The organism is Streptomyces sp. NPDC004838 (assembly GCF_053600955.1).
This window is the reverse complement of the sequence record NZ_JBSGAW010000024.1, coordinates 58240-73216: the sequence shown is the minus strand read 5'-3', so window position 1 is coordinate 73216 and position 14977 is coordinate 58240. Positions and strand designations below refer to the sequence as shown.

At 69.8% G+C, this 14977-nt stretch carries 14 protein-coding genes and 2 tRNA genes; 10 read left to right on the top strand and 6 right to left on the bottom strand.

The features are described 5' to 3' along the window. From ACWEFL_RS25325 to ACWEFL_RS25310, 4 genes are all read right to left on the bottom strand, one after another. Window positions 1-921, bottom strand: a complete 921-nt coding sequence (locus ACWEFL_RS25325) for an ABC transporter ATP-binding protein (protein ID WP_451716654.1) — start codon at window positions 919-921, stop codon at window positions 1-3. A 315-nt stretch (window positions 922-1236) separates the two neighbouring features. Then, window positions 1237-1309, bottom strand: a tRNA-Gly gene (locus tag ACWEFL_RS25320). An 80-nt stretch (window positions 1310-1389) separates the two neighbouring features. After that, window positions 1390-1461: transfer RNA gene (locus ACWEFL_RS25315), tRNA-Gly, on the bottom strand. A 114-nt stretch (window positions 1462-1575) separates the two neighbouring features. After that, window positions 1576-1911 (bottom strand): histone-like nucleoid-structuring protein Lsr2, encoded by a 336-nt coding sequence (locus ACWEFL_RS25310; protein ID WP_451716652.1) that lies wholly within the window; start codon window positions 1909-1911, stop codon window positions 1576-1578. Window positions 1912-2243: 332 nt separating this feature from the next. Between ACWEFL_RS25310 and purS the strand changes: the two genes are divergently transcribed. The 9 genes from purS to purM all read left to right on the top strand — a co-directional run bounded on the left by purS (window position 2244) and on the right by purM (window position 11856). Further along, window positions 2244-2492: a phosphoribosylformylglycinamidine synthase subunit PurS gene (purS, locus tag ACWEFL_RS25305; protein ID WP_451716651.1), complete on the top strand. Its 249-nt coding sequence runs from the start codon at window positions 2244-2246 to the stop codon at window positions 2490-2492. A gap of 65 nt (window positions 2493-2557) precedes the next feature. Beyond that, window positions 2558-3250, top strand: coding sequence for a phosphoribosylformylglycinamidine synthase subunit PurQ (gene purQ, locus ACWEFL_RS25300; RefSeq protein WP_451716742.1), 693 nt, complete (start codon window positions 2558-2560; stop codon window positions 3248-3250). After that, window positions 3247-5496, top strand: coding sequence for a phosphoribosylformylglycinamidine synthase subunit PurL (purL, locus tag ACWEFL_RS25295; protein ID WP_451716649.1), 2250 nt, complete (start codon window positions 3247-3249; stop codon window positions 5494-5496). The genes purQ and purL overlap by 4 nt, the downstream gene beginning before the upstream one ends. 152 nt (window positions 5497-5648) lie before the next feature. Beyond that, window positions 5649-6149, top strand: coding sequence for an ArsR/SmtB family transcription factor (locus tag ACWEFL_RS25290; protein ID WP_451716647.1), 501 nt, complete (start codon window positions 5649-5651; stop codon window positions 6147-6149). Window positions 6150-6333: 184 nt separating this feature from the next. Then, a complete protein-coding gene (locus ACWEFL_RS25285) occupies window positions 6334-7296 on the top strand; it encodes a M23 family metallopeptidase (RefSeq protein ID WP_451716645.1) in 963 nt (320 codons plus the stop codon). Between the two features lie 14 nt (window positions 7297-7310). After that, complete coding sequence (locus ACWEFL_RS25280) at window positions 7311-8102, top strand: sterol carrier family protein (RefSeq protein WP_451716644.1); 792 nt, start codon at window positions 7311-7313, stop codon at window positions 8100-8102. Window positions 8103-8325: 223 nt separating this feature from the next. Then, the gene (locus tag ACWEFL_RS25275; RefSeq protein WP_451716643.1) at window positions 8326-9135 is read left to right on the top strand and encodes an META domain-containing protein; all 810 of its coding nucleotides are present in this window, start codon (window positions 8326-8328) and stop codon (window positions 9133-9135) included. An 84-nt stretch (window positions 9136-9219) separates the two neighbouring features. Further along, window positions 9220-10737 carry an amidophosphoribosyltransferase gene (purF, locus tag ACWEFL_RS25270; RefSeq protein ID WP_451716641.1) on the top strand — a complete coding sequence of 506 codons (1518 nt, stop codon included), beginning with the start codon at window positions 9220-9222 and terminating at the stop codon, window positions 10735-10737. 24 nt (window positions 10738-10761) lie between these two features. After that, complete coding sequence (gene purM, locus ACWEFL_RS25265) at window positions 10762-11856, top strand: phosphoribosylformylglycinamidine cyclo-ligase (RefSeq protein ID WP_451716640.1); 1095 nt, start codon at window positions 10762-10764, stop codon at window positions 11854-11856. A 219-nt stretch (window positions 11857-12075) separates the two neighbouring features. On the opposite strand, the gene ACWEFL_RS25260 is transcribed toward purM, so the two are convergent. Both ACWEFL_RS25260 and ACWEFL_RS25255 read right to left on the bottom strand, forming a co-directional pair. Continuing rightward, window positions 12076-12327: a DUF3073 domain-containing protein gene (locus ACWEFL_RS25260; RefSeq protein WP_451716638.1), complete on the bottom strand. Its 252-nt coding sequence runs from the start codon at window positions 12325-12327 to the stop codon at window positions 12076-12078. A 281-nt stretch (window positions 12328-12608) separates the two neighbouring features. After that, a complete protein-coding gene (locus ACWEFL_RS25255; protein WP_451716636.1) occupies window positions 12609-13733 on the bottom strand; it encodes a Leu/Phe/Val dehydrogenase in 1125 nt (374 codons plus the stop codon). 162 nt (window positions 13734-13895) lie between these two features. On the opposite strand from ACWEFL_RS25255, the gene ACWEFL_RS25250 reads away from it, so the two are divergent. Further along, complete coding sequence (locus ACWEFL_RS25250; RefSeq protein ID WP_451716634.1) at window positions 13896-14735, top strand: hypothetical protein; 840 nt, start codon at window positions 13896-13898, stop codon at window positions 14733-14735. The last annotated feature ends 242 nt before the right edge of the window (window positions 14736-14977 follow it).

Here is a 14977-nt window from a genome sequence, read left to right as displayed (position 1 = left end):
TCAGACACCCGCCGTTTCCGTCTGCGCGATCTCCAGGAAAGCCTCTTCGAGCGAGGCCGATCGGGCGTCGAGCCCCTCCAGCCGCACGCGCGATTCGCTCGCCCACCGCAGCAGTTCCTCCAGCGAGTCCTGGAGCCGCTGGGTGCGGATCTCGATCCGACGACCGTCGGCGGCGGCCCGCAGGGACAGCGGCAACTGTGCGGCGGACACGCCGTCGGGCAGGACGAAGCGGATACGGGCGGGCCGGTCCGCCGTCACCTCGGCGGGGGTGCCCGATGTGACGATCCGCCCCTTGTGCATGATCGCCAGCCGGTCGGCGAGCGACTCGGCCTCCTCCAGATAGTGCGTGGTCATCAGCACCGTCGTGCCGGTGTCGCGCAGCGCCCGTACGAGGTCCCAGGTGTCGCGCCGGCCCTCCGCGTCCAGCCCGGTCGTCGGCTCGTCGAGGAAGAGGACCTCGGGCCGTCCCAGCAGGGCCAGCGCGAGATCGAGCCGCCGCCGCTCACCGCCCGACAACTGCTTCACCCGTACGCCGGACCGCGCGCCGAGCCCCACCAGTTCCAGGGCCTCACCGACCGGGCGGGCCCCGCTGGTGCAGCCGGCCCACATCCGGCCGGTCTCGGCCGCCGTCAGATCGGAGGGGAAGCCGCCCTCCTGGAGCATCACACCGATACGGGGGCGCACGGCCGCCCGTTCGCGGTACGGATCGTGGCCGAGTACCCGTACGGCGCCGGCGGTGGGGGCGGCGAGTCCTTCGAGCAGTTCGAGGGTGGAGGTCTTGCCCGCGCCGTTGGTCCCGAGCAGGGCGAAGATCTCTCCGCGCGACACCGAGAAGGTGATGCCCCGCACGGCTTCGAAGCCGCCCGCGTAGCCGCGCCGGAGGCCCTCCGCCGTAATCACGTACTGGTCTGTGGTGGTCATGCCTCCAGGCTTCCGCCCGCCGCGCGCGGAAGGCAGTGCGCGGTGTCACCACCCCGGATGACAAATGTCATCGGCAGAAGACGGCAGGGGACGGACCGAAACACCGAACGCGCCACCGCACACCGCATACCGCACACCACGCACCACACGACAACCCGACCGGGCGAGCGGCCGTGCACGGAACTCGAACGACCACGCGCGGAACATCGCAGACGGAACATCGCTGGCGGAGCATCACGTCCGAACACCGCGCACACCATGGGCGAGAAATGACGAAGACCCCGGTCTCCCGACCAGGGCCTTCAATCCTTCACGAGCGGACGACGAGATTCGAACTCGCGACCCTCACCTTGGCAAGGTGATGCTCTACCAACTGAGCCACGTCCGCATTGCTCCCGCCCGGCTCTCACCGCGCGGTGCGACCACTACCTTACCCGAACCACTTCCGTGGCGGTTAAGGCAATGTAGAGCGGGTGACAGGGATCGCACACTGCGCCTTCCCCCTGGAAGGGGGATGTTCTACTACTGAACTACACCCGCACGCTGCTGAGGTGGGGCTTTGCGGCCTCGCCCCTCGGCGTGCTCCAGACTCTAGCCGACGTGCGGGGGTACTGCGCAACTCGGATCGTGTCGCGATCCGAGTCGACGGGCCGGTCAACTCGCCTCGCGGAACGCCTCGTAGACCGCCTTGGGGATCCGGCCGCGGGCCGGCACGTCCATCTTGTTGGACTGCGCCCACGCCCGGACGGCCGCGGGTGCGGGCTCCAGTGAGGTGTGCTTGTAGGCGACGCGGGCCTTGCCGCGCTTCCCGGCGCCCGTCTGCTTGCGGCCCGCGCTCACGAAGGGCGCGAGAGCCTTGCGTAGTTTCTTTGCGTTGGCGGTATTCAGGTCGATCTCGTACGACTTCCCGTCCAGACCGAAGATGACCGTTTCCGCCGCTTCTCCGCCGTCGATGTCGTCGACGAGTGCGACCACTACTCGCTGAGCCACGGATATCGGTCCTTTCCCGCGATACCACCGGTCCCCGGTTCCGACATGTGGTGATACCGGCTTTCCAGTGCATGAGGGCCACAAGCGGCTTCTCACGCATTCCTTTGTACAGCGGCCGACGGCACATTGTGAAGCCCGCGCAATTACCTGCGCGTGTCCCCGGCAATGACTGCCGGGATATTTTCCCGGATTTTCGCTGTCCGTTCCCTTGCGCGTTCTCGGTTCGGGTGCCTGGCGGGGGTGCCTGATATGTGCCCATATCTACGCGAGTAGATTTTCGCGCCGGGTACGCTGAGGGAACCGCCTTCGCAACACACCACCGGGAGTGCCCAATGGCACGCGTCGTAGTCGACGTCATGCTCAAGCCCGAGATCCTCGACCCCCAGGGACAGGCGGTGCACCGCGCACTGCCCGGCCTCGGATTCGACGGCATCGCGGACGTCCGTCAGGGGAAGCGCTTCGAGCTGGAGGTGGACGGGCCGGTCGACGAAGCCGCCCTCGCCCGCATCCATGAGATGGCCGAAACATTCCTCGCCAACACCGTCATCGAGGACTTCGTGGTCAAGGTCGACGAGTCGTGACCGCCCAACCGTCTCCCCCCGCCGCCGCCCGTGAGGAAGGTTCCTCGGGCCGGGGCAACACCCGGATCGGTGTGGTCACGTTCCCCGGCACGCTCGACGACCGGGACAGCCTGCGGGCGGTGCGGCTCGCGGGTGCCGAGCCCGTCTCGCTCTGGCACCGTGACAAGGATCTCAAGCAGGTCGACGCGGTCGTCCTCGCCGGCGGCTTCTCGTACGGCGACTATCTCCGGGCCGGAGCCATTTCCCGGTTCTCGCCGGTGATGGAGACGATCATCGACCAGGCCAAGGCGGGCATGCCGGTTCTCGGTATCTGCAATGGCTTCCAGATCCTCACGGAGTCGCATCTGCTGCCCGGCGCGATGCTCCGTAACAACCATCTCCACTTCATCTGCCGTGATCAGAAGCTGCGGGTGGAGAACGCGGACACCGCCTGGACCTCCGATTACGACAAGGGCCAGGAGATCTCCGTACCGCTGAAGAACATCGACGGGCGATATGTCGCCGATGAGCGGGTCCTGGACGAGTTGGAGGCGGAAGGCAGGGTCGCCTTCCGCTATGTCGTCGACGGCGCGGACGCCGACGGATACGGAAACCCCAACGGCTCCCTCCGTGACATCGCGGGAATCACCAACGCCCAGGGGAACGTCGTCGGTCTGATGCCGCACCCCGAGCACGCCGTCGAGCCCCTGATCGGCACCGGCCGCACCGACGGCCTGGCCTTCTTCACCTCGATCATCAAGAAGCTGGTCCTCTCATGACCCTCGACACCGTCAAGCACGCCACGGGGACTCCCGACACCGGCCAGCCCTGGGCGGAGCTGGGCCTCAAGGAAGACGAGTACGCGCGCATCCGGGAGATCCTCGGCCGCCGTCCGACCGGCGCCGAGCTGGCGATGTACTCGGTCATGTGGTCCGAGCACTGCTCGTACAAGTCGAGCAAGGTGCACCTCAAGCAGTTCGGCGAGAAGGCCCCGGAGAACGACGCCCTCCTCGTCGGCATCGGCGAGAACGCGGGCGTCGTGGACGTCGGCCAGGGGTACGCGGTGACCTTCAAGGTCGAGTCGCACAACCACCCCTCCTACATCGAGCCCTACCAGGGCGCGGCCACCGGCGTCGGCGGCATCGTGCGCGACATCCTCGCCATGGGAGCCCGCCCGGTCGCCGTGGTCGACCCGCTGCGCTTCGGCGCGGCCGACCATCCCGACACCAAGCGCGTCCTGCCCGGCGTCGTCGCCGGCATCGGCGGCTACGGCAACTGCCTCGGCCTGCCGAACATCGGCGGCGAGGTCGTCTTCGACTCCTGCTACCAGGGCAACCCGCTGGTCAACGCGGGCTGCATCGGGGTGATGAGGCACGAGGACATCCATCTCGCGCAGGCGTCGGGCCCCGGCAACAAGGTCATCCTGTACGGGGCCCGTACCGGCGGCGACGGCATCGGCGGCGTCTCGGTGCTCGCGAGCGAGACCTTCGAGAGCACCGGCCCGGCCAAGCGGCCGGCCGTCCAGGTCGGCGACCCCTTCCAGGAGAAGCTCCTCATCGAGTGCACCCTGGAGATCTTCAGGGAGAAGCTGGTCGCGGGCATCCAGGACCTCGGCGGCGCCGGGCTCTCCTGTGCCACCTCCGAGCTGGCGAGCGCCGGTTCGGGCGGTATGCGCGTCGACCTCGACACCGTGCCGCTGCGCGACGCGACGCTCTCGCCCGAGGAGATCCTCATGAGCGAGTCGCAGGAGCGCATGTGCGCGATCGTCGAGCCCGACAAGGTCGACCGCTTCCTGGAGATCTGCGAGAAGTGGGACGTCATCGCCACCGTCATCGGTGAGGTCACCGAGGGCGAGCGGCTGGAGATCTTCTGGCACGGCGAGCAGATCGTCGACGTCCCGCCGCGGACCGTCGCCCACGAGGGCCCGGTCTACCACCGTCCGTACGCCCGCCCCGACTGGCAGGACGCGCTCCAGGCGGACGACGCGAACGCGCTGCCCCGGCCGACGACCCCCGAGGAACTGCGCGAGCAGGTCCTGCGGCTGGTGGCGTCGCCGAACCAGGCGTCGAAGGCATGGATCACGGACCAGTACGACCGGTTCGTCCAGGGCAACACGGTGCTGGCGCAGCCCGAGGACGCGGGCATGATCCGGATCGACGAGAAGTCGAACCTCGGCGTGGCGATGGCGACCGACGGCAACGGCCGGTACGCCAAGCTCGACCCGTACACGGGCGCGCAGCTCGCGCTCGCGGAGGCGTACCGCAATGTCGCCGCCTCCGGGGCACGGCCGCTCGCGATCTCCGACTGCCTGAACTTCGGTTCGCCGGAGGACCCGGCGGTCATGTGGCAGTTCGCCGAGGCCACCCGTGGTCTGGCGGACGGCTGTCTCCAGCTCGGCACCCCGGTGACCGGCGGAAATGTGTCGCTGTACAACCAGACCGGTGAGACGGCGATCCATCCGACGCCCGTCGTCGCCGTCCTCGGCGTGATCGACGACGTCAACCGCCGTACGCCGATCGCGTTCGCCCAGGAAGGGCAGCTGCTCTACCTCCTCGGGGACACCAAGGAGGAGTTCGGCGGCTCGGCCTGGTCGCAGGTCGTCCACGACCATCTCGGCGGACTGCCCCCGGCCGTGGACCTCGACCGGGAGAAGCTGCTCGGCGAGATCCTGATCTCGGCGTCCCGTGACGGAATGATCGACGCGGCGCACGATCTGTCGGACGGCGGACTGATCCAGGCGGTCGTCGAGTCCTGTCTGCGCGGCGGGAAGGGCGCGCGGCTGGTCGTGCCGGACGGGCTGGACGCGTTCACGTTCCTCTTCAGCGAGTCGGCGGGCCGCGCGGTCGTCGCCGTTCCGCGCAGCGAGGAGCTCCGCTTCAACGACATGTGCGGGGCGCGCGGGCTGCCCGCGACCCGTATCGGTGTCGTGGACGGTGAAGAGGTCGAGATCCAGGGCCAGTTCGGCATCGCGCTGAGCGAGCTGCGCACCGCACACGAGGAGACCATCCCCGGCCTGCTGGTCTGACGCCTCCACCGCCTCCACCGCCTCCGCGCGCGTTCGCGCGGCTGTGTGAACCGACGCGACCGTTCGTCGCCGAGCCCCTGCCCGACCTCATCGGGCAGGGGCTCGGTTCTTTCCCCCTTGAACGTGATTACGTAATTACGTATATTGCTCGCATGGATCTGGAGAAGCGGGTGGCCGAGCTGGAACGCCGGCTGGACGCGCTGGAGAGCGAGCGCGCCGAGGCCCCGCGCATCGGCGACGGGCTGTTCTGGGCACTGGAGGGGTTCAAGGACCAGCTCGCCCGTGCCGGTGCCGACGACGGGGGAGTGCTGTTCGCCGGCTCGGTCCGGATGTCGGCCGGTCAGCGGTACGAGTGGCAGTTCGGCGCGCTCACCGAGGAACTCCTCGAAGCGGACTGGTCCGAGACGGTGGACTCCTTCGCCGCGCTCGGCCATCCGGTACGGCTGTGCCTGCTGCGGGTGATCCTCGAGGCTCCCCGTACCGCCGCCGAACTGGCCGAGCTGGACGGGTTCGGCACGACCGGCCAGATCTACCACCATCTGCGCCAGCTCACGGCCGCGGGCTGGCTGCACAGCTCGGACCGGGGACGTCACGAGATCCCGGCTCCACGGGTCGTCCCGCTGCTGGTGCTCCTGACCGCGGCGCGACCGTAGCGACCACAGGGGGAGTACGAGGATGCCCAGGGGCGAAACGGGAGGAACGGGAAGCCTGGCGAACGGGGAAAGCCCGGCGAACGGCGGAAGTCCGGCGAACGGAGAAGGCCCGGCGAACGGCGGAAGTCCGGCGAACGGAGAAGGCCAGACGAACGACGGAAGTCCGGCGAACGGGGGAGGCGCGGTGAGCGCGCGACGTACGGCGCTCCGCAAGCTGTCGGCGGTCCTCAGCCGGGTCGGCTGGCTGACCTTCCTCGCCCTGCTCGCCTTCGACCTGGTCTCCGGCCTGCCCGGCGGCGCTCCCGTGGTCGTCGCGCCGGGCCTGGCCGCGTTCGCGCTGGACCTCGTCAGGAGCCGGCGGGCCCGCAAGGAGTACGCGACCGGGGAGCGTCCCTCCGCGGTCGAGGTCGAAGCCCCGGTCACCGGCCGTTGGACCGCCCACAACAGCCCGGCCGACAGGGTCCCGAGCCATGGCACGCACGTCTTCGGCCAGACGTACGCCATCGACATCGTGGCCGAACCGCCGGGCGCTGATCGGTCGGACGCTGATCGGTCGGACGCCGAGCGGCCGGGCGCCGAACCATTGGGCGCCGAAACGCCGGGCACTCAGCGGTCGGGCACCCAGCGGCCGGGCGCCGCCTGGCTGTGGCCCCTTGTCCGCCGCAACAGCGCCTTCCCCGCCTTCGGCGCCCCGCTCCTCGCGGTCGCGGACGCCACGGTCGTCCACGCCTCGGACCGGCAGCGCGACCATCTGAGCCGTACCTCGCTGCCGATGGTGATCTATCTGATGGTCGTCGAGGGGTTCCTCCGGTCGCTGGGGGGACCCTCCCTGGTCACCGGCAACCGGATCGTGCTCGACCTCGGGGACGGTACGTACGCGATGTACGCCCATGTCCGGCGCGGCTCGCTCACCGTCCGGGCGGGCGACCGGGTACGGGCGGGCCAACAGCTCGCCCAGTGCGGGAACTCCGGCAACTCCACCGAACCGCACGTCCACTTCCAGCTGATGGACGCCCCGGACCTGGACACCGCCCGAGGCATCCCGTTCCGCTGGCGGGGCTTCGGGATCCCCGCGAAGGGCGAAGCCTTCACCGTCGGCGGACCGGCACACCACCCGGTCGGCGGCCCGGCGCGCGACCCCCGGTGACTACCCTCGATGTCATGCCCCCGGCCAAGAAGCGCGTCCGCAGCCATGACCCCGTCAAGACCCGTACCGCCGTGCTCGCCCAGTTCGGGAATGTGACGGCGGCCGTCGCTTCGCTCACCCCCGGACAACTCGCGCTGCCCACCCGGCTCGGGGACTGGACGGTACGCGAACTGGCCGCGCATATCGCCTGGACGGCCGAGACCGTCGTACGGAACATCGAGCGCCCTGAGCCGCCGCGGCGGGAAGTCGACGCGCTGGGGTGGCCCTTCGTCACGGCCCGCTGCTCCGGGGAGATCGACGAGCACACCAGGGAGCCGGCGGCGGGCGAGGAGATCGGCGAACTGTTCGCGCGCACGGCCGAACGCCTCGCCCGCGTCCTGCCGACCGCCTCCGGCGAACGGCTGGTCGCCACCGGGGTTGGGGCGATGCGGCTGACGGACTTCCTGGTCACCCGTACCGTCGAACTGACCGTCCACACCGACGATCTGAACGACGCCACCGGCCTCTCCGTCCCGCACGACCGCCAGGCGCTCGCCGCGTGCACCCGTTTGCTCGCCGACGCGCTCGCCGTGAAGGCGCCGGGCGGCGCGGTCGAGGTGCGGGTGCCGCCGTACGCCGTGGTGCAGTGCGTCGAAGGCCCCCGGCACACCCGTGGCACCCCGCCCAATGTCGTCGAGACCGACCCGCTGACCTGGATCCGGCTCGCCACCGGGCGTACGGGATGGGCCGAGGCACTGGAGAACGCGCAGGTCAGCGCGAGTGGCGAGCGGGCCGACCTCGCCGCGCTCCTCCCGATCCTGCCCTGACGGCCCGGCCCACCGGCCCACCGAACCGGCCTCGCACCCGACCGGCCACCCGACCGGCCCGAGCCGCACGGCCCGAGCCGCACGGCCCGCAGCGCCGGTCCCCGTACAAGACCGGCCCCCGCACAGCACCCACGGAACCACCGACCCACCGGGAGCAACCGCCCCCGACCCACCCGCCCGGAACCGGCTGGAACCGGAGCCGGGCCGTCCCCGTCCCAGGGGCATGCGCACTCACCTGAGCGTTCCCGTCACGGTGCTCGCCCTTCTCACGCTCGCCGCCTGCGGCTCGCAGACGGTGTCCGAAGCGGGAAGCGGCCGCGAAACACCCGCCGATCTGCCCATCACCGACGACCAGTGGACCGTCACCGGTATGACGGTCGGCGGAAAGCGGACCGAGGCACCGGCCGGCGCGATGCTCCACTTCGCCGCCGAGGGCCGGATCCAGGGCAACTACGGCTGCAACCGCTTCGGCGCGGACGCCGAACTCGACGGAGACGTCCTCGTAGTGAAAGCCGACGAAACCACCGAAATGGGCTGCCCCGAAGCCGTCCAGAGCTTCGAGAACTCCATGAAGGCCACCCTCACCGGCAGGCTCAAGGCCCAGCTCTCCGGCGATGAGAAGAAACTCACTCTCACCGACCCGACGGACGGCGACACGATCACCCTCGCCGTCCAGCCCGCGGCCCCGCTCCTCGGCACCAAATGGACGGTGAATTCCCTGATCAGAGGGGATCAGTCGGCGTCCGTGCCGGCCGGTGCGGAGAACGTCGCGTATCTGGTCTTCGGCAAGGACGGCTCCGTACGCGGAAACCTGGGCTGCAACACCTTCACCGCCACCGCCAAGGTCTCCGGACCGAAGATCCTCCTCGGCCGGATCGCCAGTACGAAGATGTTCTGCGGCGGAGGGAAAGGCCAGGTGGAGGCCCATATGCTCAAGGTTCTCGACCGTGAGGTCACCTATGTCGTCCAGCACCGCGGACTGACCCTCGCGGGCCCCGGCGACGCCCGCGTCGGCGCCATCGCGGAGAAGTGACCGACCCGTCACCCAGAGTGTCGAATACGGATTCCCCCACTCCCCAATTCGGACCAGTGGTCGATCTCGCCTACACTCGGTGCCGTGCCACGTGGTGACGGTCGACTCAATCACGATCTACTCCCCGGTGAGAAAGGCCCCCAGGACGCATGTGGCGTCTTCGGTGTCTGGGCTCCCGGAGAAGAGGTCGCCAAGCTCACTTACTTCGGGCTCTACGCCCTCCAGCATCGAGGCCAGGAGTCCGCGGGTATCGCGGTGAGCAACGGCTCCCAGATCCTCGTCTTCAAGGACATGGGCCTGGTCTCGCAGGTCTTCGACGAGACATCCCTAGGCTCCCTCAAGGGGCATATCGCCGTGGGGCATGCCCGCTACTCGACGACCGGGGCCTCCGTCTGGGAGAACGCGCAGCCGACGTTCCGCGCCACCGCCCACGGCTCCATCGCGCTCGGCCACAACGGCAACCTGGTCAACACGGCCCGGCTCGCCGAGATGGTCGCCGAGCTGCCCCGCCAGGACGGCCGCACCACCCGGGTTGCCGCCACCAACGACACCGACCTCGTCACCGCGCTCCTCGCGGGCCAGGTCGACGACGACGGCAAGCCGCTGACCGTGGAGGACGCGGCGCCCATCGTGCTTCCCGAGGTCAAAGGCGCGTTCTCCCTGGTCTTCATGGACGAGGGCACCCTGTACGCGGCCCGTGACCCGCAGGGCATCCGCCCGCTCGTCCTCGGCCGTCTCGAGCGGGGCTGGGTCGTCGCCAGCGAGTCCGCCGCCCTCGACATCTGCGGTGCGAGCTTCGTCCGCGAGATCGAGCCGGGCGAACTGATCGCCATCGACGAGAACGGCGTCCGCACCTCTCGATTCGCAGAAGCGAAGCCCAAGGGCTGTGTGTTCGAGTACGTCTACCTGGCGCGCCCCGACACCGATATCGCCGGCCGGAACGTCTATCTCTCCCGAGTGGAGATGGGCCGGAAATTGGCCAAAGAAGCTCCCGTCGAAGCCGACCTGGTGATAGCGACCCCGGAGTCCGGCACCCCCGCGGCCATCGGTTACGCCGAGGCGAGCGGCATCCCCTACGGCTCCGGACTGGTCAAGAACGCCTACGTCGGCCGGACCTTCATCCAGCCCTCCCAGACCATCCGCCAGCTGGGCATCCGCCTCAAGCTGAACCCCCTCAAGGAAGTCATCCGGGGCAAGCGGCTGGTCGTCGTCGACGACTCGATCGTCCGCGGCAACACCCAGCGCGCCCTCGTCAAGATGCTCCGCGAAGCAGGAGCGGCCGAGATCCACATCCGGATCTCCTCCCCGCCCGTGAAGTGGCCCTGCTTCTTCGGCATCGACTTCGCCACCCGCGCAGAGCTGATCGCCAACGGGATGTCGATCGAGGAGATCGGGACCTCCCTGGGCGCCGACTCGCTCGCGTACATCTCCATCGACGGCATGATCGAGGCGACCACCATCGCCAAGCCGAATCTCTGCCGCGCCTGCTTCGACGGCGAGTACCCGATGGACCTTCCCGACCCCGAGCTGCTCGGCAAGCAGCTCCTCGAGACCGAGCTGGCGGGCGGCACCGACGCCGCCGACGCGCTCCGTCGCCCCTAACGACACGAAAGCTCTCCCTTAGTCATGACAGCTGAGTCTTCTGAGCGTGCCCCGCACGCGGCCACCGGCGCGAGCTACGCCGCCGCGGGCGTCGACATCGAGGCGGGTGACCGCGCCGTCGAGCTGATGAAGGAGTGGGTGAGGAAGACCCGCCGCCCCGAGGTGCTCGGCGGCCTCGGCGGCTTCGCCGGACTCTTCGACGCCTCCGCCCTCAAGCGCTTCGAACGCCCTCTGCTGGCCTCCGCCACGGACGGCGTCGGCACCAAGGTCGACCTCGCCCGCAGACTCGGCGTGTACGACACGATCGGCCACGACCTCGTCGGCATGGTCGTCGACGACATCGTCGTCTGCGGCGCGGAGCCGCTGTTCATGACCGACTACATCTGCGTCGGCAAGGTCCACCCCGAGCGGGTCGCCGCCATCGTCAAGGGCATCGCCGAAGGCTGTGTGCTGGCCGGCTGCGCCCTCGTCGGCGGCGAGACCGCCGAGCACCCCGGACTGCTGGGCGAGGACGACTTCGACGTCGCCGGCGCCGGCACGGGCGTGGTGGAGGCCGACCGGCTGCTCGGCCCGGATCGTATCCGCACGGGTGACACGGTCATCGCCATGGCCTCCTCCGGCCTTCACTCCAACGGGTACTCGCTGGTCCGCCATGTGCTGCTCGACCGGGCGGGGATGGCGCTGGAGCGGCGGGTCGACGAGCTGGGGCGCACCCTCGGTGAGGAACTGCTCGAACCCACCAAGATCTACTCGCTGGACTGTCTGGCGCTCACCAGGGCCGCGGAGGTGCACGCCTTCAGCCACATCACCGGCGGCGGTCTCGCCAACAACCTGGCGCGGGTCGTCCCGGACGGGCTGCACGCGGTCGTCGACCGCTCGACCTGGACCCCGGGACCGGTCTTCGACCTGGTCGGCAAGGCCGGACAGGTCGAGCGCCTCGAACTGGAGAAGACCCTGAACATGGGCGTGGGCATGATCGCCGTCGTCCCCCAGGAGTCGGCCGACGTCGCGCTGACCGTGCTCGCCGACCGCGGTGTGGACGCCTGGGTCGCCGGTGAGATCACCGCCCGCGGCGACGGCGCCACGGGCGCGGAACTCGTCGGCGACTACGCGGCCTGACCTTCGGGCGATGCGGCACACCATGCCTGACGCGACGCCCGGCACGGCCGCGCGTTCCGCACGCGGTGGCGCTACGGCCGCGCGTGCTGCTGTACGGAGTGGCGTTACGGCCGCGCGTCCTGTGCGCGGTGGTGCCGCGACCGCGCGGGCAGCCGCCGGACAGCGCAGAACCCGGTCCGGGGCGGGGGCCCCGGGACCGGGTCGGTGGTCAGTACGACGTCAAGCGCCGCGACGCTGCGACGACGGGCTGTCGTCCTCATCGTCCTCGTCGTCGTTGTACAGCTCGGCGTACCGCGCGTACGGGTCGTCTTCCTCGTCGTCGTCCTCGAACGGCTCCGGATTCGGAGGCTGGCTCGAAGTCGATGCGCCCAGCTCGCTGGCCAGACGCGACAGGTCAGTCCCGCCGCCGCTGTTGTACTTCAGCTGGCGGGCGACCTTTGTCTGCTTGGCCTTGGCCCGGCCGCGCCCCATGGCTCGACCCCCTCGGTGACGGGGCTCGACGGCCCCAGAGTCTTGACACGCGTTCATGATTCGGTACGGACTCTCCGTGGAGAGACCGGACCGTAGGGCTTCAACGGTACCTGCTTCCGCGGCCATGCGGTACGCCGCCCGCATGAGGTGCCACTTCACAGAACCCGCGAGGAGCCCTGTCCTCGCTGGTCAACTGCGATATTAACCTCTTCTCGGCACTCGACCCGCCGACCGGGGTGAGTCTTGTCTCCCGGAACGGCGGGTCATGTGCCCGTCAAGGGTCAGCTCCGGCGGGCCTCCGCCATGCGCTGCTCGGCGATCCGGTCGGCCGCCGCGGCCGGCGGAACGCCGTCTTCCTTCGCACGTGCGAATATTGCCAGCGTGGTGTCGTAGATCTTCGCCGCCTTCGCCTTGCACCGGTCGAAGTCGAAGCCGCGCAGTTCGTCGGCGACCTGGATCACGCCGCCGGCGTTCACCACGTAGTCCGGCGCGTAGAGGATGCCCCGGTCGGCGAGGTCCTTCTCGACGCCGGGGTGCGCGAGCTGGTTGTTGGCCGCGCCGCAGACCGCCTTGGCGGTGAGCACGGGGACGGAGGCGTCGTCGAGGGCGCCGCCGAGCGCGCAGGGGGCGTACACGTCCAGGTCCGGGACCCGGATCAGGGCCTCGGTGTCCGCGACCGCCGTCACCGTTCCCCGTCCGGAGTGTCTGGCCAGAATTCGCCGTACGGACTCCTCGCGCACATCGGTGATCACGACCTCCGCGCCGTCCTCGACGAGATGGTCCACCAGGTGATGTCCGACCTTGCCGACGCCGGCGACGCCGACCTTGCGACCGCTGAGCGTGGGGGCGTCCCACAGGTGCTCGGCGGTGGCGCGCATCCCCTGGAAGACGCCGTACGCGGTGAGGACGGAGGAGTCGCCGGCGCCGCCGTTCTCGGGGGAGCGGCCGGTGGCCCAGCGGGTCGCGCGGGCGACCACGTCCATGTCGGCGACATAGGTGCCGACGTCACAGGCGGTCACATAGCGTCCGCCGAGGGAGTCCACGAACCGGCCGTAGGCCAGCAGCAGCTCCTCGCTCTTGAGCGTGTCCGGGTCGCCGATGATCACGGCTTTGCCGCCGCCGTGATCGAGTCCGGCCATGGCGTTCTTGTACGACATCCCGCGGGAGAGGTTCAGCGCGTCGGCGACGGCCTCCGCCTCGGTGGCGTACGGGTAGAAGCGGGTGCCGCCGAGGGCCGGGCCCAGGGCGGTGGAGTGGATGGCGATGACGGCCTTCAGGCCGGTTGCGCGGTCCTGGCAGAGCACGACCTGCTCATGGCCGCCCTGGTCGGAGCGGAACAGGGTGTGCAGCACATCGCCGGGGTCGGCGGGGTTGCCGGGTACAGGAACGCCGGTCACATCGGTCACGGTAGTGACTCCCAAGTACGAAGCGGCGGATGGGCTTCCCGGGGTGGGGGAAGCCCCAGTTGGGGACGAGCGTAAGTCCTACGGGGGCGTAGATCCGCCGCAGTGCCGAGGATCACCCCTCGAAGGAGTACCGCGGGGCGCCGACGTGGAAGGATTCGCCGTATGCCAGCGGTGTCCTCGGTGATCGTGCCTTACGCCTCCTATCTGCGGGTGTACGAGCCCCTGGCGGCCTTTCCGGAGCCCGAGCGGGGCCACTGGGTCCGTTACGCGGCCCGGCGGGAGACGGTGACGGCACAGGACGAACTACGGCGTTCCCTGGCCGACTTGCTGCCCACCCCGCCCATCGCCGTACCGGTGCACGAGAGCGGGGACGCGTTCGTCGCCGAGGTGGACGGGGAGGTGTGCGTCTGCCCCTGGCGGACCCGGCTGCGGGGCTGGCTGGCGCTGGAGGAACTGTCGGCGCGGCTGCCCGCGCCGCTGCTGGACGCGGTGCTGCCGCCCGTGGTGCGCGGGCAGGCCGCGGCGGACTGGGAGCGGTGGCGGGAGCGCAATCCGGACGCCCGGCCGTGGATCAGGACCTCGGTGTGGCAGGTGCCGGTGCGGTGGTTCGTGCTCTTCTCGGACGAGGAGCGCGAGTACGGGCCGGCCGGGCCGGGCGCTCCGGTGCTGCGGTACCGCACGCCCATGGTGCAGGCCCGGCGGCGCGTCGCGCGGACGCTGAGGGCGCTGCGGGAGTCGGCGGACGGGGGGCCGCTCGCCGAGGGGCTCGTGGACGTGGGGAAGTGGCTGGAGGAGTTCCATCCGCGCTCTCTGGTCGAGCTGGACTACGGCGGGCTGGTGCACGCGCTGCCGGGAACGCTGCTCGCCGACGATCACTCGGCCGCCGATGTGGCCGCGGGGATCGAGGCGTTGCGGGCCGGTGACGGCGAGGGCGCGAGTGAGGCGTACGCACGCCTGGTGCGGCGCTGGCAGGTGGTGAGGGACCTTCGGTTCGCAAATTGAGCGATTCTGTGGATGGCTGGGGTCTTTTCGTCTCGGGCCCTAGGTCCCGATCCGGGCTTTTGTCTCAAGCGTGACGGACTGCACTAACGGGGCCCTTGCGCCTATCGCCTACCCTCGTGTCAAAATAGGACAAGGAGTCCGGGGAGGGTTCCTTCCGCCCAAGTACGGGCGGAATGCTTGGCATTGCGCTCTATGGGGGGTCTGGTGACTCCTGATCGCTCTGTGACTGATCGTTACTGTGA